This is a genomic window from Shewanella sp. DNRA4, assembly GCF_012843185.1.
Lineage (GTDB): Bacteria > Pseudomonadota > Gammaproteobacteria > Enterobacterales > Shewanellaceae > Shewanella > Shewanella xiamenensis.
In genome coordinates, this window is sequence record NZ_JABAIP010000002.1 from 129,458 (window position 1) to 151,412 (window position 21,955).

Consider the following 21,955-nt stretch of genomic DNA (forward strand, 5'->3'; position numbering starts at 1 on the left):
CACATCAATACTCGGGTGGAGAAGTACTATGGCAAGCACCTCGGGCGTCACCAATAAACCCACTACAAAGACGCAAGAAAAAGTCCTGCTTAAGATTGAGCGGGTCAGTAAGCTGTTTGATGATGTGCGTGCAGTTGACGACGTATCATTGACGATCAATAAAGGCGAAATTTTTGCCTTACTTGGAGGCTCAGGCTCGGGTAAGTCTACCTTGTTGCGTATGCTCGCGGGGTTCGAAAGACCGACTTCTGGGCGGATTTTTCTCGATGGTGAAGATATTACCGATCTACCGCCTTATGAACGTCCGATCAATATGATGTTCCAATCCTATGCGCTATTTCCCCATATGACAGTGGCACAAAATATCGCCTTTGGTTTAAAGCAAGACAAATTACCGAAAGCTGAAATTGAGCAACGCGTACAGGAAATGCTCAAGTTGGTACATATGGAGCAATACGGGAAACGTAAACCGCATCAGCTTTCTGGTGGTCAGCGCCAACGGGTCGCCCTTGCTCGATCTTTGGCAAAACGTCCGAAATTATTATTGCTTGACGAGCCAATGGGTGCACTAGATAAAAAACTACGTACTCAGATGCAGTTAGAAGTGGTTGAAATCCTCGAACGTGTTGGTGTGACCTGTGTGATGGTGACCCATGATCAGGAAGAAGCCATGACCATGGCGGGCCGGATCTCGATTATGAGTGATGGTTGGATAGCTCAAACCGGCTCTCCTATGGATATCTACGAGAGTCCAAATAGTCGCATGATTGCCGAATTTATCGGTTCAGTGAACCTCTTTGGCGGTGAGATTGAAGTGGACGAAGTCGACCACCTCATCATTAAACCCAATGATTTAGTACAGCCTTTCTATGTGGGTTACGGGGTAACCACCAGTGTTGAAGAAAAGCACGTATGGCTCGCTGTCCGCCCAGAGAAAACCATTATCAGCCGTGAACAACCTGAAGGTGAATATAACTGGGCTAAGGGCATAGTGCATGATATAGCCTATTTAGGTGGGATCTCGGTGTACTACATTCGCCTTGAAAATGGCCAGATTGTGCAATGCAGTATGACAAACCGTGAACGCCGCGCCGACCATGCAACCTGGGATGATGAAGTGTTTATCAGTTGGGAGGACACCAGTGGCGTGGTGTTAAGATCATGAAGATAAAGTCCAAACTTAAATGGCTTAAAGGACGCTTCTGGACGATAAGTCTACCTTATACTTGGCTATTGCTGTTCTTCGCCTTGCCCTTTGCCATTGTCCTTAAAATTAGTTTCTCTACGGCGGCGATTTCAATTCCGCCCTATGAGGCGACTTTTCAATATGCAGATGATGTACTAAATATCTTCCTGCATTTGGGTAACTATTTGATGTTGCTAGATGATTCGCTGTATTACACCGCGTATCTCAGCTCATTAAAAATGGCGCTCATTTCAACCATTGGCTGTTTGATCATTGGTTATCCTATGGCCTATGCCATTGCCCGTGCGCCAGCAAGGTTGCAAACCGTGCTGTTGTTATTGGTGATGCTACCTTCTTGGACCTCGTTCTTAATCCGCGTTTATGCCTGGATGGGGATCTTAAGTAACACGGGGATTATCAATAACACATTGATGTGGTTAGGTGTCATTTCTGAGCCATTGCAAATCTTGAACACCAATATCGCCGTCTATATCGGGATTATCTATGCCTATTTGCCTTTTATGATCTTGCCGCTGTATGCGACCTTAGTGAAGTTAGATATGAGTTTAATTGAGGCTGCTTCAGATTTAGGATCAAGTCGGATTAACACTTTCTGGAAAATCACTTTTCCTTTATCCAAAAGTGGGGTGATTGCTGGATCGATGTTGGTATTTATTCCGGCAGTCGGCGAGTTTGTGATCCCTGAACTGCTCGGCGGTCCAGATTCGTTAATGATAGGTAAAGTGTTGTGGCAGGAGTTCTTCAATAACCGTGATTGGCCTATGGCCTCATCACTGGCGATTGTGATGCTGGCACTACTGATTATTCCTATTACCTTATTCCATCGCTATCAAGCACGTAGTTTGGAGAAAGACCTATGAAAAAGCTGAGTTTTTCTTCTGTAATGCTGTGGTTTGGGTTGTTCTTTTTATACGCGCCTATGCTGATTCTAGTGATCTATTCTTTTAACGAATCCAAGCTTGTGACAGTGTGGGGCGGTTTTTCACCTAAGTGGTACGGCGAGCTATTTGCCGATCAGCAGATCCTCGATGCCGTATGGACCAGCCTAAGAATTGCGTTTTACAGCTCCACTATGGCGGTGATTATCGGCACTATGGCTGCCTTTGTGATGACGCGGTTTAAGCGTTCATGGGCCAAGCTCACCTTGTCAAATATGATCACAGCGCCCTTGGTTATGCCCGAGGTCATCACGGGTTTGTCATTACTGCTGCTATTTGTGCATTTGGCAGATCTTTTAGGTTGGCCGAAAGAGCGCGGCATGGTGACAGTATGGATTGCCCATTCGACCTTCTGTGCGGCCTATGTGGCTGTGGTGGTGTCTTCAAGATTGCGTGAGTTAGACATGTCAATCGAAGAGGCGGCAATGGATCTTGGTGCAACACCGCTTAAGACCTTCTTCCTGATCACTGTGCCTATGATTTCGCCGGCATTAGTGGCGGGGTGGTTGTTATCCTTTAGTCTGTCACTCGATGACTTAGTGATTGCAAGCTTTGCCTCAGGCCCCGGTGCGACGACCTTACCTATGGTGGTGTTCTCCTCGGTGCGCTTGGGGGTATCGCCTAAGATCAACGCATTGGCAACACTTATCATTCTGTGCGTGTCGTTAATCGCTTTCCTGTCGTGGTATATGGCAAGACGCGCCGAAAAACGTGAACGGATGCCGCTTAACTAACGTGTACTAACATGCACAAATAAGCGGGGATTCCAGTGCTGAGATTCAAGAGCAGAGTGAGCAAGCACTGAGTCGAAATCTCGCGTGAAAAAGGATGGCCTTGATACCAAAGGCCATCCTTCTCTCTCCCGCCAAGTCTTCTTATCTGTACCTCTACACTCAATTTTCAAATCCGTTTAAGGCATGAAGGATACTTTGTTTGAAATATCAAACATTGTGTAAATTATTGTGCTTTTATGGCTAGTGTTTCCCGATTTGAAGGTGTAGGATGTGATAGTTGTTTAAAATAATGAACATAAAAATCAAGGGAACATCATGTCAGCCATACCTCACACTGAATCATATTATGCGGCATCGGCCAACGATAAGGTTGAGCGCGCGCGTTTACAGGAATCGATTGAAGCCGATGTTTGTGTGATTGGTGCGGGGTATACAGGCCTGTCTGCCGCACTGCATTTACTCGAATCGGGTTTTAGTGTGGTGGTGCTCGAAGCGGCGCGAATTGGTTGGGGAGCCTCGGGGCGTAATGGTGGACAAATCGTCAACAGCTATAGCCGTGACATTGATACCATTGAAAAAACCGTTGGCAAAGAACAAGCCAAGCTCTTTGGTCAAATGGCCTTCGAGGGCGGACGCATCATCCGTGAACGTATCGCTAAGTACAACATTGACTGCGATCTCAAAGATGGCGGTGTATTCGCGGCAATGAACGAAAAGCAAATGGGCCATTTACGCCATCAAAAGCAGTTATGGGAAAGCCATGGTCATGTTGGCAAGCTTGAGATGCTCGATGCAAACGGCATTCGAACTGTGGTAAATACTGAGCGCTATGTCGGCGGTATGTTGGACAAGAGCGGCGGCCATATTCACCCGCTGAATTTAGCCTTGGGTGAAGCCCGTGCAGTAGAATCCCTTGGCGGCAAGATTTTTGAAGACTCAGCGGTGCTGCGGGTCGATGAAGGCGATAGTCCTGTCGTACACACCGCTAAGGGTAGTGTAAAAGCCAAGTTTGTGGTGGTGGCAGGTAACGCTTACCTCGGTAAACTTATGCCAGAATTACAAGCCAAGTCTATGCCTTGCGGTACCCAAGTGATCACCACAGAGCCTTTGGATGAAGAGCTGGCTGCAAGTCTGTTGCCCCAAGACTACTGCGTCGAAGATTGTAACTATCTGCTTGATTATTTTAGGCTGTCTGGTGACAAGCGCCTGATCTACGGCGGTGGGGTTGTTTATGGTGCCCGCGATCCTGCGGATATTGAATCCCTGATTATCCCGAATATGCTCAAAACCTTCCCACAGTTAAAAGGGGTTAAGGTTGATTATGCTTGGACGGGTAACTTTTTATTGACCTTATCGCGTCTACCACAGGTCGGTCGTATTGGTAAAAATATCTATTACTCACAGGGTTGTAGCGGCCATGGCGTTACTTATACCCACTTGGCAGGCAAGTTAATTGCCGAAATGCTCAATGGTCAAGCCACGCGTTTCGATGCTTTTGCGGCGCTGCCCCATTATCCCTTCCCCGGCGGACACGCCTTACGTGTGCCTTTTAGTGCGTTGGGAGCATGGTATTACAGTCTAAGAGATAAATTAGGTATCTAATTTATTTGAATTTTTTATACGAGGTAAGGCATTACCTCGCAGCGAGAGGAATTTCCTGTGTTGTTAAAAGACCCGAGTCTGCTGCGTCAGCAATGTTATATCAATGGTCAATGGTGCGATGCGCAGTCAAAAGAAACTGTCGTTATCGCTAATCCGGCGACGGGCGCGGTGATCGCCAGTGTCCCTGTGATGGGGCAAGTCGAAACGCAAGCGGCGATTGCGGCAGCTGAAGCGGCATTGCCTGCATGGCGAGCACTTACCGCAAAAGAGCGTGGTGCCAAGCTGCGTCGCTGGTTTGAATTACTCAATGAAAACAGTGATGACTTAGCGCTAATGATGACCACTGAGCAGGGCAAACCCCTTGCCGAAGCGAAGGGTGAAGTCACCTACGCCGCCTCCTTTATCGAATGGTTCGCCGAAGAGGCGAAACGCGTCTATGGCGATACGATTCCTGGGCATCAGGGCGATAAACGCATCATGGTGATCAAGCAGCCCGTGGGCGTGACTGCGGCCATTACCCCTTGGAACTTTCCTGCGGCGATGATCACCCGTAAAGCCGCGCCAGCACTGGCTGCCGGTTGTACTATGGTGGTGAAACCTGCGCCGCAAACACCTTTTACCGCATTAGCCTTAGCCGTGCTTGCCGAGCGCGCCGGGATCCCCGCTGGGGTATTCAGTGTGATCACCGGTGATGCTATCGGCATTGGTAATGAGATGTGTAGCAACCCAACTGTGCGTAAGTTGTCTTTCACTGGCTCGACCCAAGTGGGTATTAAGTTGATGGAGCAATGCGCGCCGACTCTGAAGAAATTATCTTTAGAATTAGGCGGTAATGCGCCATTTATCGTATTCGACGATGCCAATATCGATGCGGCGGTTGAAGGCGCCATGATCGCTAAGTATCGCAATGCGGGGCAAACCTGTGTCTGCGCTAACCGCATCTATGTCCAAGCGGGTGTGTATGACGAATTTGCTCGCAAGCTCAGCATTGCCGTGGGTAAATTAAAGGTCGGTGAGGGGATTACTGAAGGCGTCACTACAGGACCGCTTATCAATCGCGCGGCGGTCGAAAAAGTCCAGAGTCATCTTGAGGATGCGCTCAGTAAAGGGGCGACAGTAGTCGCGGGCGGTAAGCCCCATAGCTTAGGCGGCAACTTCTTCGAGCCCACGGTACTGACGCATGTCGATAGCAGTATGCGCGTGGCCCGTGAAGAAACCTTTGGCCCACTGGCGCCGCTGTTTAAGTTTACCGATGTGGACGATGTGATTAAGCAAGCCAATGATACCGAGTTTGGGTTAGCGGCTTATTTTTATGGCCGTGATATTTCCTTAGTGTGGAAAGTGGCCGAGGCATTGGAATACGGCATGGTAGGCGTCAACACTGGGTTGATCTCCACCGAAGTCGCGCCGTTTGGCGGAATGAAATCCTCAGGGCTCGGCCGAGAAGGCTCTAAGTACGGCATCGAAGAATATTTAGAAATCAAATATATCTGTATGTCTGTTTAAGTGACTGACGCTTGACAGGCAATGCGACTTCAGCAAGTTGGGAATGCAAGTAAGGAACACAAAATGAGCACAACTAATGATTCATTAATGGCACGTCGCCAAGCCGCTGTAGCTGGTGGAGTGGGTCAAATTCACCCAATTTTTACTGCCCGCGCTGAAAACGCGAGTGTGTGGGATGTTGAAGGTCGAGAGTTTATCGACTTTGCCGGTGGTATTGCTGTGCTCAACACTGGGCATTTACATCCTAAGGTTAAGGCGGCTGTTGCGGCGCAGCTTGAGGACTTCTCCCACACCTGTTTTATGGTGCTGGGTTATGAAAGCTATATTCAAGTCTGTGAAAAACTGAATCAGTTAGTGCCGGGGGATTTTGCCAAGAAGACAGCCTTATTTACCAGCGGCTCAGAAGCGGTTGAAAATGCAGTTAAAGTTGCTCGGGCATACACTAAGCGGGCGGGCGTGATTGCCTTTACCTCGGGTTACCATGGTCGTACTATGGCGGCACTGGCGTTAACGGGAAAGGTTGCGCCTTACAGTAAAGGTATGGGGTTAATGTCGGCTAATGTGTTCCGCGCTGAGTTTCCCTGTGCGCTACACGGCGTGTCCGATGATGATGCGATGGCGTCTATCGAACGCATCTTTAAAAATGATGCGGAGCCAAGTGATATTGCCGCAATTATTCTCGAACCTGTGCAGGGCGAAGGCGGGTTTTATGCCGCTTCGCCAGCCTTTATGCAACGTTTACGTGCACTTTGTGACCGCGAAGGCATTATGCTTATCGCCGATGAAGTGCAAACGGGGGCGGGTCGCACGGGGACCTTCTTCGCGATGGAGCAAATGGGCGTGAGCGCCGATATCACCACCTTTGCGAAATCCATTGCTGGTGGTTTCCCACTCTCAGGTATTACGGGTAAAGCTGAAGTCATGGATGCTATTGGTCCCGGTGGCCTTGGCGGCACCTACGGTGGTAACCCGCTGGCCTGTGTGGCGGCGCTTGCTGTACTTGAGGTGTTTGAAGAGGAAAAGCTGCTTGAGCGTGCCAATGCGATTGGCGAGCGGATTAAGTCGGCGTTAAATACCATGCAAGTCGAACATCCACAAATTGCCGATGTGCGTGGTCTAGGGGCGATGATCGCCATTGAATTAATGGAAGATGGCAAACCTGCACCTCAGTACTGTGCTCAAATCTTAGCCGAAGCAAGAAACCGAGGATTGATTCTCCTCTCCTGCGGCACCTACGGAAACGTGCTGCGGATTTTGGTGCCATTGACAGTGCCAGACGAGCAGCTTGGAGCGGGGCTGGGCATTCTTAAGGCCTGCTTCGATGCCGTGTTAAAAGGTTAACAGAGATAAAAAATCCCGCTTAGGCGGGATTTTTTATGGCGTGGTTTAACGCTTAATTTCCTTTAATTTCCATCAGGATTTGCAGTGCTCGCTCACGTTTGTCCTGATCATACAAATCGTTGGTAAAGATAAACTCATCGACACCTAGTTCTTTCACTATCATCTCTAAGCGGTGCTTGATTGTGGTGGGGCCACCGGTGACGGATAAGCCTAAGAAGTTATCGACATAGGTTTTTTCCTGCTCGCTCCATAGGCCATCCATGCTATGCACGGGGGGCTTTAACCAAAGCGCCTCACCACGGATCAGCGCAAGTACCCGTTGCTTGGAGGTGGTACTCAAGTATTCGGCTTCGGCATCTGTCTCGGCGGCGATAAGCGGCAGGCCAAGCATGACATAGGGCTTATCCGACACCTTAGATGGCTTAAAGTCGCGGCGGTAAATCTCAATCGCATCGTAGAGGAACCTTGGTGCAAAATGCCCTGCAAAGACATAGGGTAAGCCGCGCTGTGCCGCAAGCTGGGCGCTAAACAGGCTAGAGCCAAGTAGCCATATCGGCACATGGGTGCCTTCGCCGGGAATCGCTCTCACGGGATGATGGCCATTGTAGTCGCCGAGTAAGGTTTGTAACTCGCTCACCTCGGCGGGAAATTGCTCCGCGCGGCTCATATCGCGGTTAAGGGCGCGACTGGTGATTTGATCGCTCCCAGGGGCGCGGCCAAGCCCTAAATCGATACGGCCAGGATAAAGACTCTCGAGCGTACCAAACTGCTCGGCAACCACTAGGGGCGCATGGTTGGGCAGCATAATCCCACCCGCGCCGACGCGAATGCGTTTAGTATTCTCGGCAATATAGCCAATTAATACCGATGTCGCGGCGCTGGCGATACCGGGCATATTGTGGTGCTCGGCAAACCAGAAACGATTAAAGCCTAAGTCATCGGCCACCTTAGCGTATTGCAGGCTGGCGCGTAGCGTGTCTCCGATACTGGCGCCATAGCGAACAGGGGCAAGCTCTAACAGTGAAAAGGGAATCTCCGCCAGGGGAGATTTAGCCGCGGGCACAGCCTGCGATGGGATGACAGATGATGTTGAAGTAGATGATGTAGCCATAAATTAAGCGCCTCTTAGCGTGTGTCAGCCCTGTAGCAACGGCTTTATTTGTCTCCCACGGATGAATGTGGTGGGCGCTAAAGCGATTGTTCTGTCAGTGCTGATGGAGTCTTACCCTAGGATATGGTGACGTATCAACGATAAACAAGCTCAAGGCTTTAGCTTAACACTGAGTTAAAATTGGAACCGAACATCTTAGTTTTGCAAACAGGGGTGAAAGCCTTATCCCAAGCCGATGCATGAAAAATCAGCACAGAAAGTTCAGATTGTTTGGTGATGAGCAGTAACCTAAAGGTATAAAAAAACTGCCGCAAGCGGGGCTTGTCGGCAGTTTTTATTGCTCACATATGACTTATGTGAATGAAGGATTATTGCTCGGCTTTCACATCACGTAGTGAGGCCGCCGCGTTATCTTCAATACTGTTATGGGCGTGATGACTTTCGGTCAAACGGCGCATCAGTGGTAATACGGCTAAGGCGATAAAAGTACAAACCACGGCTGCAATACCTAATTTATTGAATAGATTGGTATAGACGGGCAGAGTTTGCAGTGGATCGACTAAGTCCTGTGGCACGCTGGCAAAGTTTGCCACAACGCCGCCCAAGTACTGGGAAATACCCGATGCCACGAAATACGCGCCCATCATAAAGCCGCCCATGCGAGCCGGTACGTAGCGGGCGATCATGGCTAAACCAAGACCACTCACCAGCAGTTCGCCGAGTGAGTAAGAGGCATAACCCCAGATCATTACCCAAGAAGAGGTTTTACCCTCAACGGCAAATTGTCCTGCAAATCCGTAGATAAAGAAGCCAATCGCGACAACCGCAAAACCTAAAGCGAACTTAGCGGCAATCGAAAAGTCTTTATTATTACGACCAGCCCATGAATAACTCCAAGCCAACACTGGGCTTAACACCATGATCCAGATTGGGTTAAGTGCTTGGAACTGTGCAGGAGACCAAGTCCATAAATGGGTACCAAAGACTTGGAAATCCCAATCGACGTTACGCAGCGCAAACAGGGCCAGCGAAGTCGACATTTGTTGATAGAAGATAAAGAAGAAGACGGTTTGCACTGTGAGGATAAGCGCTGCGATAAGGCCTGCACGCTCACTTGGCTCACTGGTACGAATTAAGTGGAAGAAAATCCCTAATACTGCCACACCCGCGGCATACACGAATACTCGGGCAACATCTTCATATTCAAGAATAATGGCCGAAGCAACAACGGAAAGTGCCGCTAATATCAATACGATCGCAAGATTCTTTTTGTTGACGGGGCGAGTATCAGGCTCTGAACCATAGTTGGCGAGGCTCTTATACATCAGGGCATAGTTACCTAAGCCGACGATTAGGCCCACACAGCACACGGCAAAAGCGGCATGCCAGCCAAATTCGTTACCATATTGCGCGTTAACATAGTCCTTAATCCAAGGCGTTAACAGCATAGAGAAAGTCGAACCTACGTTTACCGCCATGTAGTAGATGGTAAAGGCGCTGTCGATCTTAGAGTCATCACCTTCGTAAATCTTACGGACTAAGTTACCGGCATTGGGTTTAAATAGGCCGTTACCGACCACAATCACCCCAAGAGCGGAGAACATAAACCAAGTGTTTTCGGTAGGCACCGTCATCAATGCATAACCTACCGATAAAATCCCCGCACCGAGCAACATAGTGCGTTTGGTGCCGAGAATTTTATCCCCAACCCAACCACCTATGGCTGGCGACACGTAAATCAGCGCCGCACAGGCACTCCAAACTAAGTTTGCACGGGAGTCATCAAAGCCAAGACGCTGCACCATAAAGTACACGATCAGCGCTTGCATGCCGTAATAACCAAAACGTTCCCATAATTCGATAAGTGACACAGTCATAAACGAATGTGTCTTGCTTACCTGATTGGTACCAAGAGTCATAAAGCTTGCTTCCGTTATTGTTGTTTTGTGTTTAAGGCCAAGAGTATAAGGCGATAGCCTGCGCAAACCAATGCCACAACGCCAAAGAATAGACTTTGTTACAAATGAAATAGGGGTTTTTAATCTGGAATTAATTTTTGTAAAAAAGTGTGGCTCGCTAATCTTTGTGGTTTGTGAGTTTGGTCATATTTGCGTTCATCGATTTGGGATAAATATCAAATTGCCACCTATTGGGATAAAGGTCGCAATTGGCCCTAAATCTGTCGGTGAAAAGTTTTACTTATAGTTAACAATTCACTATCTTAAAGACTGGTAATCCCGACGCAGAGTGCTATTTTTTAAATTAGTCAGCAAAAATAAAAATGAACTAGATCATAATAATTAGGCTCTTGACCTTATATTTGGAGTTTACTCGATGAAGCATTTGTCCATCAGTACTAAGTTGTTGTGGATCACTTCCGCCTTATTTCTCTCAATAGTGGCTATTCTCTCCATCAGTCTATGGTGGACCCTCTCGGATCAAAATGCTGAACTTTCCTATCAGGTTCAAGAAACATTGCAAAAGGAGACCCACGATAAGCTTGAAGCGCGAGCGGGCGAATATGGCGAAATGGTCGCAGGTTTTATCAACGAAGCTTACCGGATCCCTTATTCCTTTTCAGGCATACTTGAAAGCACGTCAGAAGAATTGCCACTCAAGCGTGATCGTTTAGAACTCGCTGTGGCTGCTGTGTTAAAGAAAAATACGCAAATCTCGTCAATGTATGCCCAGTTCGAAGCTAATGGGTATGATGGACTCGACAGTGAATTTTTAAATGTTAATGTCAGCCATAGTGTTGCTTCATCTGGGGCATTGGAGGTGTATTACACTCGCAATGATGATGGCACAGTTGAACATAACCAAGTTGATGATTCATCGGAAAAATATAAAACAACTCTCAACGAATTTGGTATACGAGATGCTGAATGGTTTTTATGTGCAAAGGAGACCTTAAAGCCTTGTTTAATGGAACCTTATCTCTACGAAATCACCCCTGGCAATACAGCGTTAATGACGTCGTTAACGGTTCCTGTACTTAAGCATAAACAATTTATTGGTGTGGTTGGGGTGGATCTCAACCTACCAGTATTCCAAGTGTTAATTGATAAACTGTCTAAAAGCCTTTATGACGGCCAAGCTAAAGTGACTTTGCTCAGTACCCGTGGTTTAGTGGTTGCCGCAAGCCACTACAGTAAAAAGGCGCGTCCGTTAGCCGAGTCTATTGACCCCAAATTGGCAACACAAATTGTTGGATTGCATAAAAATGGCGGTTACATGGCAAATGACGATGAAATTATCGTTGCCTATCCGATTAATATTCCCCTTGCCAACGCAGAGTGGTCACTTGCGATTCAAGTCCCTAAATCAATGGCACTCAAGAGTTCGATTCAACTAAATGAAAAAATGGACGAAATGGCAACATCACTTGGCAGCATCTTATTGATTGTTGGCCTAGCGGTTTCCATTTTAGCGGTTGTTACCATCAGCATAGTGATCCGCAGCGTGATTGCACCGCTCAAAGTCATTCAGGGACGCGTTGAAAATTTAGCCAGTGCCGATGGCGATTTAACTCAATCGATTGAAGTCGATTCACACGCAGAACTTATCGCTCTGGGTAAAGGATTTAATTCCTTTATCAATAAACTTAAGGATTTAATCTCCGAGCTTAAAGCGTTGGCAGGGCGGACACAGGAGGAAAGTTTATCCTCTGCAAAAATTGCAGAATTAACCCGCGATAGCGTACATCGTCAATATGGTGAGATTGAGAGTGTTGTGACTGCGGTTAATGAAATGAGTGCTACAGCCCTTGAGGTTGCCAAAGCTTCTGAACAAACCGCTGCCGAAACGGAGGCTATGTCACGCAATGTGCGTCTCAGTGAAGACAGTCTGACTAAAGCAATGGATTATGTGACTACTATGTCGCAAGAGTCTATGCAGGCTAAAGTCGCCGTCAGTAAAGTGGCTGAAAGTAGCACTAATATTAGCCGAATCCTCGAAGTGATTAGCTCGATTGCCGCGCAAACAAACTTACTCGCCTTAAATGCGGCTATTGAGGCTGCTCGCGCAGGTGAGCAAGGACGGGGTTTTGCGGTGGTGGCCGATGAAGTAAGGGCACTTGCCTCCAAAACCCAAAGCTCCACCGATGATATTAGCGTGCTGATTGATGCGCTCCAAAAAGAGGTTCTTAGTGCATCGGGGATTATTGATAAAGGTGCTGAGCGTGCACAAATGGCCGTTTCGCAAACGGAGCAAGCACTTACCTCCCTTAATTCTATGGTTAGCCAGATTGAGGAGATTTCAGCGCAAGTGACCCATATTGCTGCGGCGGCAGAGGAGCAAAGTGCCGTTACTGAAGAGGTTAATCGAAATATTACTGGCATATCCGACTCAGCCTCTGAACTCGCTCGTCTTGCAGGCGAAGCACAGCAAAGCAGCGTCGTTCTCGCCGAGCTGGTGAAACAACAACATCAGCAATTAGGTAAGTTAAAAACCTAACCAGATGGTCAGCCTCCTGCTATTTAAGGTCTGACAGGTTTTCTAACCTTATCAAGGCGCTAACGTGGTTATCAGTTAGCGCCTTTGTTTTTGCTTTAATTGGGCCATTACCTAAAGGGGAAATCGAAATCGCGTTTGAGTTAGTTATCGGGAATGAGTCGCGTTGGTATGAGTGAGTGTCGACAGATTGCAGAAACAAAAAAGCCCATTATTAAATGGGCTTTTTTGTTGAATTTTGTGGTGGCCCCTCACGGACTTGAACCGTGGACCTAACGATTATGAGTCGTGTGCTCTAACCAACTGAGCTAAGGGGCCTACTAAAGGCAATCGTCATCACCTAAAGCGAGTGGCAGTATACTAAGCTTGTTTGCGCTTGTCACCCGTGTTTTTCGATGAAATTCACCGAATTGATTCAATTGGTTATCTGTTAATCAACAGTTGTTTCTGCAAAGGTTTTTTGCCGTGCGATTCATGGTGCAAGGTAATTTAACTCTCTGATTTTGAAAGGGGGTTGAGCTGTATATTGTGCTGGTTTGTTACTCGTTAACTGAATGATGGCGAAAAAAAGCCCCGCAGTGCGGGGCTTAGGCTTAATATTTGACACTTATCTATTCGTCTATCTATTCGTCTAAGAAGGACTTTAAGATTTCTGAGCGTGAAGGGTGACGCAGTTTACGCAGCGCTTTTGCTTCAATTTGACGGATACGTTCACGGGTTACGTCAAATTGTTTGCCCACTTCTTCTAGCGTGTGGTCGGTGTTCATGTCGATACCAAAACGCATGCGCAGTACTTTGGCTTCACGGGCTGTTAGACCTGCTAATACCTCATGGGTAGCGCTCTTCAAACTTTCGCTGGTGGCGCTGTCCAGAGGTAATTCGAGGGTGGTATCCTCGATAAAATCGCCTAAATGCGAATCTTCATCGTCACCGATTGGGGTTTCCATGGAGATCGGTTCTTTAGCGATTTTCAGTACCTTACGGATTTTGTCTTCCGGCATCATCATTCGCTCTGCCAATTCTTCAGGTGAGGGTTCGCGGCCCATTTCCTGTAGCATTTGGCGAGAGATACGGTTCAGCTTGTTGATGGTTTCGATCATGTGTACTGGAATACGGATCGTACGGGCTTGGTCCGCGATTGAGCGGGTGATTGCCTGACGGATCCACCAAGTCGCATAGGTCGAGAATTTGTAACCACGGCGATATTCAAATTTATCAACAGCCTTCATCAGACCGATGTTACCTTCTTGGATTAAGTCCAAGAATTGCAGACCGCGGTTGGTGTATTTCTTAGCGATAGAAATTACTAGACGTAAGTTTGCCTCAACCATTTCTTTCTTCGCACGGCGAGCTTTAGCCTCACCGATTGACATGCGGCGGTTAATATCTTTAATCGCGGCAATAACTAAGCCTGTTTCTTCTTCGATGGCGGCCAGTTTGCTACGGCAGCGCTGCACGTCATCCTCAACCATTCTTAAGCCTTCGGCATAAGGTTTGTTTGAGGTTTTTTCTGCATTAAACCAATCGAGATTGGTTTCGTTACCAGTGAAGAACTTAACAAAGTTTTTCTTTGGCATTTTGGCTTGTTCGACGCAAAGCTTCATCAGGAGACGCTCTTGCACGCGAACACGGTCCATCATCGAACGCATACTTTTCACTAAGCGGTCAAATTGCTTAGGTACTAGGCGGAACTCTTTAAAAATCTCACCGATCTCAAACAGTGCTTTGATCGATTCTGGATGTTCACGGCCTTTGGCTTCGATGATTTTGAGCGCGTTTTCGTAGGCGGTTCTTAACTGGCTAAAGCGTTCACGAGCCTCTTCAGGATCGGGACCTTTATTACCATCATCATCGCCGTCGGCATCACCGTCTTCGTCTTCCTCGTCTTCCTCATCATCTTCATCTTCAAGATCTTCTTCTGATAATTCAGAACCGATGTGAGTAGCGGTTGGGCCTAAGTCTTCTTCGTCAGGGTTAACAAATCCAGAGATAATATCAGACAGGCGCAGTTCATCGGCTTCATACTGGTCGTATTGCTCAAGGATCATGGCGATCGCTTGTGGGTATTCGGCTACTGAGCTTTGAACTGTGTTAATGCCTTCTTCGATGCGTTTAGCGATAACGATTTCGCCTTCACGGGTCAGCAGTTCAACAGTACCCATTTCGCGCATGTACATACGCACAGGATCCGTGGTGCGGCCAAGCTCACTTTCTACCGTGGCAAGGGCGGCGGCTGCTTCTTCTGCTGCATCTTCGTCTGTGTTGTCTTCCGACATCATCATGTCATCGGCATCGGGAGCCTCTTCGAATACCCGAATACCCATGTCATTTATCATCTGGATAATATCTTCGATCTGGTCAGAATCGACCATGTCTGCAGGTAAGTGATCGTTCACTTCTGCATAGGTTAAGTAACCTTGCTCTTTACCTTTGGCAAGCAACAGCTTGAGTTGCGACTGCGGAGTATGATCCATAGATATCATCCAAGTTGGGAAACTGTTACAACGACGGACAGTTAGCTCGTGCTAAGTGCCGCGCAAATCGTCAATTATAGCCATGTGCACTTACCTGTGCTAGTCACTGGGATACTGAATGAGGACATTTTTGCCTCAGTTTAGTCCTTTCATGACTGAGATCAGCTTCTGCAGCTGGATCTTTTCTTCCTTAGTATGGGTCTGTTTTAGACTCAATTCCTGATATCGTTGTTCAATATATTGATTGTTCAACCAAACCAGGGTCTGTTTAAACTTTTCGAGTAAGTTTTCTTCCGCCACTTGATGGTCCCATTGGGCTAATTTATGCAGCGTCCCGCTGTGGGGGCTGTCTCTGAATTGCTCAAGTAGTTGTGCGCTGTTTAACTTATGCTCTCGAGTTAACGCCAACAGCAATGGCAGCAAGTCGATGCCTGGCATTTGCAGATGGTTTAATGCTGGTTGCGGAGATAACCCCAGTCCCAGCTCGGGATGCTGTACTAACAAGGCGATGGCAAGTCGCAATGGTGTACCGCGTCCTTTGAGTCCCGTTGATGCTGTGGGCTTAGTTTGTTTGACACTAAAACCCAGTTTTTTCTTCATATCGTCTGAGCTGTTCATACCTAACTTGTGAGCTAAGCTCTCAAGTAGGAGGTTTTGCAGCACAGTGTCTTGAATTTTTTCAATTAGGCCAAAGGCTTGTTTGGCTAAATTACCTTTATCGGTACCGTATTTCGTCGTTAATGTATCAAACAAAAATTCGGGCAGGCTGATAGCACTGTCCATCAGTTGCTCGAATGCGTCTTTACCAATCTTGCGAACCATTGAATCTGGATCTTCAGATTGCGATAAAAACATAAAACGTACTTTATCCCCGGGTTTTAACAGGGGCAAGGCAGTTTCTAAGGCGCGCCAGGCGGCCTCATTACCGGCTCTATCGCCGTCGTAGCAGCAAATGACTTCTTTAGCACTACGCAGCAACAATTGAAATTGTTCAGCTGTCGTCGAGGTGCCAAGCGATGCAACCGCATAATCGACACCATATTGGGCTAGGGCAACGACGTCCATATAGCCTTCGACAATCAGTACTTTGTCTGGATCACGATGACGTTGCTTTAGCTCGTATAGGCCATAGAGCTCATTGCCCTTATGAAATATGGGCGTTTCTGGCGAATTCAAGTACTTGGGTGTGCCATCTCCCAATACTCTGCCACCAAATCCAATCACACGACCACGGCGGTCGCGAATGGGAAACATCAGGCGGTCACGGAATCTATCGTATCTTTTACCGCTGTCATTGCTGATCAGCATGCCAGCGGTCAGGAGTTTATCCTGTGCATCTTGACTATGTCGGTAGCGGCTTAATAAGCCATCCCAACCGTCTGGTGCAAAACCAATACCAAAATGCTCAACAATATCATCGGATAATCCGCGATAGGCGAGGTAGTCGATGACTTTTTGTTTGTCTTGGTGTTGTCTTAACTGGGTTTGAAAAAAGCGACTGGCTTCTTCCATTAATTGGTAGAGATCACGGCTTAGGCCATCGTCTTGGCGTTTACCCGTGCCTTGTTCCCTTGGGACTTCTAAGCCCAGTTGTCCGGCAAGATCTTCAATAGCATCGATAAAATCGAGTCTGTCGTACTCCATCACAAAATCGATGGCGTTGCCGTGGGCTCCGCAGCCAAAGCAATGATAAAACTGTTTATCGCGGCTAACGGTAAACGAAGGTGATTTTTCACTATGAAAAGGACAACAGGCCGAGTAGTTTTTACCCGCCTTTTTCAAGGGCACCTTGCGGTCGATAAGTTCGACGATGTCGGTGCGAGCGATTAGCTCATTGATAAAATCACGAGGTATTGCCATTGAGTGCTTAAAATCTCGCCTTGCGCGAATTTAAACAAACAAGCCGCGCATAGGCACGGCTTGTTCATACATTGAAACGCTAATTATTGCAATTTTGCACGGATCATAGCGCCGATAGCGCCCATGTCTGCACGTCCTTGAACTTTAGGTTTTAATGCTCCCATTACTTTGCCCATATCCGCCATGGAGGATGCGCCTATTTCAGCAATAGCAGCATCGATGAACGCGGCAATTTCCGCCTCAGAGAGGGGAGTGGGCAGGAAAGCTTCAATAACTTGAATCTCTTCTGCTTCTGCTGCGGCCAACTCGCTACGACCCGCTGCTTCATATTGAGCAATCGAATCGCGACGTTGTTTCACCATTTTGGTTAAGACAGCTATAACCTGCTCATCATTCAGAGTTTCGCGGGTATCCACTTCAATCTGTTTGATGGCTGCAAGTGCCATACGAATAGTGCTCAATCTCGCCTTCTCTTTGGCGATCATGGCCTGCTTCATGTGGTCTTTTAGCTGATCAATTAGGCTCATAAGAGATTAGTATAAACGTACGCGACGTGCGTTTTCGCGAGAAAGCTTTTTAGCTAAACGTTTAACTGCAGCTGCTTTTGCGCGCTTACGAGCAGTAGTTGGCTTCTCGTAGAATTCACGAGCACGCACGTCGGCTAAAATACCAGCTTTTTCACAAGAGCGCTTGAAACGACGCAGAGCTACGTCGAATGGTTCGTTTTCACGTACTTTAATAATTGGCATACGCCATCACCCCTTAGGTGTAGGTTGTCTGGTTCAATGACTTGAACCAAGTGTATTTAAAATGGTGCGGAATTTTATACCGAGACCACTAGGCTTGTAAAGCCCTAATCATTTCAGCTTGGTTTGGGGGGCTGAATAACGTGATTGTCGGCTGGAGTAATTGTCATCATGCAGGTAGAATTAGCGCCCTTTAAACGTTTTGATTTGAGGCACCATGCGGGTTCTAGGTATTGAGACATCCTGTGACGAGACAGGTATTGCCGTTTATGACGATAAGCTGGGTTTACTTTCCCATGCGTTATATAGTCAGGTTAAGTTGCATGCGGATTATGGTGGCGTGGTGCCTGAACTGGCCTCCCGCGACCATGTGCGCAAAATTGTCCCGCTTATCCGCCAAGCGTTGAAAAACGCCAATACCGACATTGCCGACATCGACGGTATCGCTTATACCAAAGGCCCTGGATTAATTGGGGCTTTATTAGTGGGCGCCTGTGTTGGTCGCTCACTTGCCTTTGCGTGGAACAAACCAGCAATCGGTGTACATCATATGGAAGGGCATTTGCTGGCACCTATGCTTGAGGAAGATGCTCCGGAGTTTCCTTTTGTTGCACTGTTGGTGTCTGGCGGCCACTCTATGTTAGTGAAGGTTGATGGTATCGGCCTTTATCAAGTCTTAGGAGAGTCGGTGGATGACGCCGCCGGTGAAGCCTTCGATAAAACGGCCAAGTTAATGGGGCTGGATTATCCTGGGGGGCCACGGCTTGCCAAACTTGCCGCCAAAGGCGAGCCTGCTGGTTATCAATTCCCGCGTCCAATGACAGATAGACCTGGGCTTGATTTTAGTTTCTCTGGCCTTAAAACCTTTACCGCCAATACCATTGCCGCTGAACCTGATGATGAGCAAACCCGCGCCAACATCGCCCGAGCTTTTGAAGAAGCGGTTGTAGATACCTTAGCGATTAAATGTCGCCGCGCCTTAAAACAGACCGGTTATAACGGTTTAGTGATTGCCGGTGGCGTGAGTGCCAACACCCGCTTACGCGAAACCTTGGCTGAGATGATGACCTCTATTGGTGGTCGCGTTTATTATCCTCGTGGTGAATTTTGTACTGATAATGGCGCCATGATTGCCTTTGCTGGATTACAGCGTTTGAAGGCTGGGCAGCAGGAAGACTTAGCAGTAAAAGGTCAACCGCGATGGCCGCTCGATACCTTGCCGCCTGTTACTTGATATTCTGCGAGTTAATCTAAATAAAAACAGTGCATTAAGCACTGTTTTTATTTATGTATGATAATGCTCAAATGGCTTAGGGCGGAGGAGGACGCTTTTTACGTGATACCTTAGATTCTTCCCCTTTGAGAAGTCGCTGAATATTCTCTTTATGGCGAATGATTATCAAGGTCGAGAGCATCGCAACTGGAATGGTAAACCTATCGTCAAGCCACCAAGTATAAAGTGGTGCAAGCAATGCGGTAATAATGGCAGCAAGGGAAGAGTAGCGGCTAATCAAGACTAAGACGACCCAAGATGCCATCAAACAAATGGCCAAGTCATCACCAATTGGTGCCATGGCTCCAAACGCTGTTGCAACACCTTTGCCACCCTTAAAACCAAAAAAGATCGGATAGATATGGCCAAGACAGGCGGCGATGGCGATAAGGCCGAGGGAAATGGCGTCAATTCCCATTAAATAGGCAAGATACGTTGGTAGAGCACCCTTCAGCATGTCGAAAAATAACACCATGGCAGCCGAACTTGCGCCGCCAATGCGCAGCACATTGGTTGCTCCGGGGTTGCCCGATCCCTGCGTTCTTGGGTCGGGAAGGCCTCTTATCCTACACACTAGCACAGCACTTGAGACAGAACCGGCTAAATAGGCGGCCACAATCATCAAAAGTGTCAGTGTTAATTGACTCACATTGGTTTCCTTACACGTCTTAAGGTATTATCGCGCCACAATTTAACGGCCACTTGGCAAGCATTCAGTCATAAGCGATGGCGATTACGCAACTTATCAGGTTGCGATAGTTTCTGAACGAACAAATCCTTTTGGGCGTTATCCTACTTCGGATTGGCCCGAGTAGAAAGTAAATTAGTCGTTCAATTCAACGGTGGATTATACAGACTCTATGGCGTTTAGCTTATCAGACCTCATTGGCATGAGTGAGTAGGAATTAATATGGATAAAGTGCTTATTCGACAATTACGTATTGATACTGTGATTGGCGTCTATGAATGGGAAAAGAAAATTCACCAAAGCTTGTTTTTAGATCTGGATATAGCTTGGGATAATAAGGCCGCAGCGATAACAGACGATTATCAATACGCGCTCTGCTATGAGACGGTATCGAATCGCCTGACTCAGCTCATTACCGAAAAGCCCATTGAGTTGATTGAGACGGTTGCCGAGCGGGTTGCCCAGTGTTTGCTGACCGAGTTTAAGGTGAGTTGGGTAAAAGTGGTGGTGATGAAGCCAGGTGCTGTCCCTTCAGCCGCTTCTGTTGGGGTTGAGATTGAGCGCTCACGTTAATTGAATCTTTAGATTCGGGTTTTCGGTTTGGACGGTTCGGACATTCGTATGGCACGTATATACATTAGTTTAGGTAGTAATATAGAACCCACTCGCTACCTTAAGGCGGGCTTGCTGTCCTTACGGGAATACTTTGGCCCGCTGCAACTCTCCTCAATGTACGAGAGTGAAGCGGTTGGATTTAATGGTACCAACTTTTTAAACATGGTGGTCTGTGCACAAACGAGTCTGAATATTGCTGAGGTAGTTGCGCAGTTTAAGCAAATCGAGCAAAATCACGGCCGGTTGGTGGGGGCCAAAAAGTTTAGTCCAAGAACCTTAGATATTGACCTATTGCTTTACGATGATGTCGCTTGTCAGACCCCAGTGGTACTGCCCCGCGCCGAAATTGTCAGTAATGCTTTTGTGCTTTGGCCTTTAGCGGAAATCGCCCCCAATTTGATTCACCCATTGCAGCTAAAAACCTATGCCGCAATGTGGGATGAATATGATAAAACGTCACAAAAGCTTTGGCCGGTGGCCTTTGAATGGCCTTTTGGACTGACTTTTTAATTGATTGATAGGATTGTCATGGATACATTTCAGGTAATTATTTTAGCGTTAATTCAAGGATTAACAGAGTTCCTCCCCATTTCAAGTTCGGCGCACCTTATCCTACCTGCACAGCTTTTAGGCTGGGAAGATCAAGGGTTATCCTTCGATGTTGCCGTGAATACAGGTTCATTGTTTGCCGTAGTGATTTATTTTAGGCATGAACTTTGGGCTATGTTTAAGGCGTGGATTGCCAGCATGGTTAAAGGTCAGCATTCTGACGATAGCAAACTGGCATGGTGGATTATTCTTGCTACTTTACCTGCGGTATTTTTTGGTTTTATGGCCAAAGACTTTATCGAAACCCATTTACGCAATGCCGGCGTTATTGCTGTGACAACAGTGGTCTTTGGTTTGCTGCTTTGGTGGGCGGATAAGATGTCACGCCGTGATTTGACGGTTTATCAAACGGGGTGGCGCAAGGCATTATTAATTGGTTTTGCTCAGGCGCTGGCGTTAATCCCGGGGACATCTCGCTCAGGTGCGACGATGACCGCCGCGCTGATGTTAGGTCTTAGCCGCGATGCTGCTGCGCGTTTCTCGTTCTTGATGTCTGTACCTGTCAGCTTAGGCGCGGCTATTTTAGTGGGTAAAGATTTGGCTGAAAGCCCGCTTCCCATTGACTATCAAGCGCTTACACTAGGCACTGTGATTTCTTTCGCTGCGGCTTATCTGTGTATACATTATTTCTTGAAAATCATTAGCCGCATGGGTATGACGCCTTTCGTTATTTATCGTCTTGCCCTTGGTGCTGTGTTGTGTGGATTTATCTTCTTATAATGCACTCGCTCTTTTGCCAAAAAATCGGGTCAAGTACCCGATTTTTGTGTTTTTAGGCATGAATTTTCGTATTTGGAGT

The 21,955-nt window shown here is 47.4% G+C and carries 18 protein-coding genes and 1 tRNA gene; 11 read left to right on the top strand and 8 right to left on the bottom strand.

The window, feature by feature from the left end:
* The first annotated feature begins 28 nt into the window (after positions 1-28).
* The 6 genes from potA to gabT all read left to right on the top strand — a co-directional run bounded on the left by potA (position 29) and on the right by gabT (position 7,328).
* The gene (gene potA, locus HG547_RS02525; RefSeq protein ID WP_037428537.1) at positions 29-1,165 is read left to right on the top strand and encodes a polyamine ABC transporter ATP-binding protein; all 1,137 of its coding nucleotides are present in this window, start codon (positions 29-31) and stop codon (positions 1,163-1,165) included.
* Positions 1,162-2,067, top strand: a complete 906-nt coding sequence (locus HG547_RS02530; RefSeq protein WP_037415417.1) for an ABC transporter permease subunit — start codon at positions 1,162-1,164, stop codon at positions 2,065-2,067. Before potA ends, HG547_RS02530 begins: the two co-directional genes overlap by 4 nt.
* Complete coding sequence (locus HG547_RS02535) at positions 2,064-2,879, top strand: ABC transporter permease subunit (protein ID WP_037415420.1); 816 nt, start codon at positions 2,064-2,066, stop codon at positions 2,877-2,879. Before HG547_RS02530 ends, HG547_RS02535 begins: the two co-directional genes overlap by 4 nt.
* 315 nt (positions 2,880-3,194) lie before the next feature.
* Entirely contained in the window at positions 3,195-4,481 is a 1,287-nt protein-coding gene (locus HG547_RS02540; RefSeq protein ID WP_169546925.1) for an FAD-binding oxidoreductase, read from the top strand.
* A 57-nt stretch (positions 4,482-4,538) separates the two neighbouring features.
* Entirely contained in the window at positions 4,539-5,987 is a 1,449-nt protein-coding gene (gene gabD, locus HG547_RS02545) for an NADP-dependent succinate-semialdehyde dehydrogenase (RefSeq protein WP_169546927.1), read from the top strand.
* A gap of 63 nt (positions 5,988-6,050) precedes the next feature.
* Positions 6,051-7,328: a 4-aminobutyrate--2-oxoglutarate transaminase gene (gene gabT / locus HG547_RS02550; protein WP_169546930.1), complete on the top strand. Its 1,278-nt coding sequence runs from the start codon at positions 6,051-6,053 to the stop codon at positions 7,326-7,328.
* A gap of 52 nt (positions 7,329-7,380) precedes the next feature.
* Here gabT and HG547_RS02555 read toward each other — a convergent pair whose 3' ends face one another.
* A complete protein-coding gene (locus HG547_RS02555) occupies positions 7,381-8,439 on the bottom strand; it encodes an LLM class flavin-dependent oxidoreductase (protein ID WP_248278678.1) in 1,059 nt (352 codons plus the stop codon).
* Positions 8,440-8,807: 368 nt separating this feature from the next.
* Positions 8,808-10,358, bottom strand: a complete 1,551-nt coding sequence (locus HG547_RS02560; RefSeq protein WP_037415432.1) for a peptide MFS transporter — start codon at positions 10,356-10,358, stop codon at positions 8,808-8,810.
* A 415-nt stretch (positions 10,359-10,773) separates the two neighbouring features.
* On the opposite strand from HG547_RS02560, the gene HG547_RS02565 reads away from it, so the two are divergent.
* Entirely contained in the window at positions 10,774-12,894 is a 2,121-nt protein-coding gene (locus tag HG547_RS02565) for a methyl-accepting chemotaxis protein (RefSeq protein WP_169546932.1), read from the top strand.
* A gap of 238 nt (positions 12,895-13,132) precedes the next feature.
* Here HG547_RS02565 and HG547_RS02570 read toward each other — a convergent pair.
* From HG547_RS02570 to rpsU, 5 genes are all read right to left on the bottom strand, one after another.
* Positions 13,133-13,209 (bottom strand) — tRNA-Ile (locus tag HG547_RS02570).
* A 305-nt stretch (positions 13,210-13,514) separates the two neighbouring features.
* On the bottom strand, positions 13,515-15,365 hold the full coding sequence (gene rpoD / locus HG547_RS02575; protein ID WP_086024099.1) for an RNA polymerase sigma factor RpoD: 1,851 nt from the start codon (positions 15,363-15,365) through the stop codon (positions 13,515-13,517).
* A 135-nt stretch (positions 15,366-15,500) separates the two neighbouring features.
* Positions 15,501-17,225, bottom strand: a complete 1,725-nt coding sequence (dnaG, locus tag HG547_RS02580; protein WP_069454470.1) for a DNA primase — start codon at positions 17,223-17,225, stop codon at positions 15,501-15,503.
* Between the two features lie 83 nt (positions 17,226-17,308).
* Positions 17,309-17,752, bottom strand: a complete 444-nt coding sequence (locus tag HG547_RS02585) for a GatB/YqeY domain-containing protein (RefSeq protein WP_037415447.1) — start codon at positions 17,750-17,752, stop codon at positions 17,309-17,311.
* 6 nt (positions 17,753-17,758) lie between these two features.
* Positions 17,759-17,974 (bottom strand): 30S ribosomal protein S21, encoded by a 216-nt coding sequence (gene rpsU / locus HG547_RS02590; protein WP_006080725.1) that lies wholly within the window; start codon positions 17,972-17,974, stop codon positions 17,759-17,761.
* Positions 17,975-18,188: 214 nt separating this feature from the next.
* Here rpsU and tsaD point away from each other — a divergent pair, with 214 nt between their 5' ends.
* Complete coding sequence (tsaD, locus tag HG547_RS02595; protein WP_088585917.1) at positions 18,189-19,205, top strand: tRNA (adenosine(37)-N6)-threonylcarbamoyltransferase complex transferase subunit TsaD; 1,017 nt, start codon at positions 18,189-18,191, stop codon at positions 19,203-19,205.
* A gap of 76 nt (positions 19,206-19,281) precedes the next feature.
* Here the strand turns inward: tsaD and plsY are convergent, their stop codons facing one another.
* Complete coding sequence (plsY, locus tag HG547_RS02600; RefSeq protein ID WP_037415454.1) at positions 19,282-19,893, bottom strand: glycerol-3-phosphate 1-O-acyltransferase PlsY; 612 nt, start codon at positions 19,891-19,893, stop codon at positions 19,282-19,284.
* A 261-nt stretch (positions 19,894-20,154) separates the two neighbouring features.
* Between plsY and folB the strand changes: the two genes are divergently transcribed.
* Genes folB through HG547_RS02615 form a run of 3 tightly spaced genes read left to right on the top strand, consistent with a single transcriptional unit; the run spans position 20,155 to position 21,876 of the window.
* A complete protein-coding gene (gene folB, locus HG547_RS02605) occupies positions 20,155-20,505 on the top strand; it encodes a dihydroneopterin aldolase (RefSeq protein WP_088585916.1) in 351 nt (116 codons plus the stop codon).
* A gap of 48 nt (positions 20,506-20,553) precedes the next feature.
* On the top strand, positions 20,554-21,057 hold the full coding sequence (folK, locus tag HG547_RS02610) for a 2-amino-4-hydroxy-6-hydroxymethyldihydropteridine diphosphokinase (protein WP_088585915.1): 504 nt from the start codon (positions 20,554-20,556) through the stop codon (positions 21,055-21,057).
* Between the two features lie 18 nt (positions 21,058-21,075).
* Positions 21,076-21,876, top strand: coding sequence for an undecaprenyl-diphosphate phosphatase (locus HG547_RS02615; protein ID WP_037415463.1), 801 nt, complete (start codon positions 21,076-21,078; stop codon positions 21,874-21,876).
* Positions 21,877-21,955: the final 79 nt, after the last annotated feature.